The sequence below is a fragment of the Streptomyces sp. NPDC001204 genome (genome assembly GCF_053598035.1).
This window is the reverse complement of record NZ_JBSFJL010000099.1, coordinates 1-1,287: the sequence shown is the minus strand read 5'-3', so window position 1 is coordinate 1,287 and position 1,287 is coordinate 1. Positions and strand designations below refer to the sequence as shown.

Annotated in this window: 2 protein-coding genes; both read right to left on the bottom strand. The window is 67.5% G+C overall.

The annotated features are described in order from the left end of the window. A partial coding sequence (locus ACWC91_RS41590) for an alpha-amylase family glycosyl hydrolase (RefSeq protein WP_450645087.1) occupies positions 1-860 on the bottom strand: 860 nt, incomplete at its 3' end. Next, positions 857-1,287, bottom strand: a 431-nt coding sequence (locus ACWC91_RS41585; protein WP_384188094.1) for a DUF3459 domain-containing protein, incomplete at its 5' end; no start/stop codon positions are given. The genes ACWC91_RS41590 and ACWC91_RS41585, both read right to left, overlap by 4 nt.

Below are 1,287 nucleotides of genomic sequence, written 5' to 3'. Positions count from 1 at the left end.
TGGAAGGCCATGTGGCACTCGTCGCCGCCGGCCGCGTAGTCGCCGAAGTAGTCGACGACGTCCTCCGGCCACTGGTTCGCCTCCGCCAGCAGCACGGTGTCCGGGAACATCCGGTCGATCTCGCGCCGCACCCGCTTGAGGAAGGCGTGGGTCGCGGGCAGGTTCTCGCAGTTGGTGCCCTCTTCGGCGTAGAGGTACGGCACCGCGTCCAGCCGGAACCCGTCGATGCCCAGGTCCAGCCAGAAGCGCAGGGCGGCCAGGATCTCCTCCTGCACCGCGGGGCTCTCGTAGTTGAGGTCCGGCTGGTGGGAGAAGAAGCGGTGGAAGTAGTACTGGCCGCGGACCGGGTCGAAGGTCCAGTTCGAGGTCTCGGTGTCGACGAAGATGATGCGGGCGTCCGGATAGCCCCTGTCGTCGTCGGCCCACATGTAGAAGTCGCCGTAGGGGCCGTCGGGGTCCTTGCGGGACTCCTGGAACCACGGGTGCTGGTCGCTGGTGTGGTTCATGACGAAGTCGATGATCACGCGCATGCCGCGCTGGTGGGCGGCGTCGACGAACTCCACGAAGTCGGCCAGGTCGCCGAACTCCGGGAGCACGGCAGTGTAGTCGGACACGTCGTAGCCGCCGTCCCTCAGCGGGGACTTGAAGAACGGCGGCAGCCACAGGCAGTCGACGCCGAGCCACTGGAGATAGTCGAGCTTGGCGGTCAGGCCCTTCAGGTCGCCGACGCCGTCGCCGTTGCTGTCCTGGAAGGAGCGGACGAGGACCTCGTAGAACACGGCACGCTTGAACCACTCCGGGTCCCGGTCCCTGGCCGGGGCGTCCTCGAAGATGTCGGGGACGGGCTCGTTGACAGTCATGGCGCTGGGGGCCTTCCGATCTCGGGAGAGGTGGACGATCGCTGGACGTGGAGCACGTGCGCGGGTCGTTCGCCTGGTACCAGACGTACGTAGTTGGCCCTGCCCCAGTGGTGGGTCTCACCGGTGAGCTCGTCGCGCACCGGCATCGACTCGTGCCAGTCCAGGCCGAGTTGCGGCATGTCCAACGAGACCGTGGCCTCCTGGGTGTGGTGGGGGTCGAGGTTGGCGACCACGACGACCGTGTCCTGCCCCTCGCTCTTGCTGTAGGCGATGACGGCATCGTTGTCGGTCGCGTGGAAGCGCAGATTGCGCAGGCGGTGCAGCGCGGGGTGGCGGCGGCGGATGTCGTTGAGCCTGGTGATGAGGGGTGCGATGGTGCGGCCCTCGCGTGCGGCGGCTGTCCAGTCGCGGGGTTTGAGCTGGTACT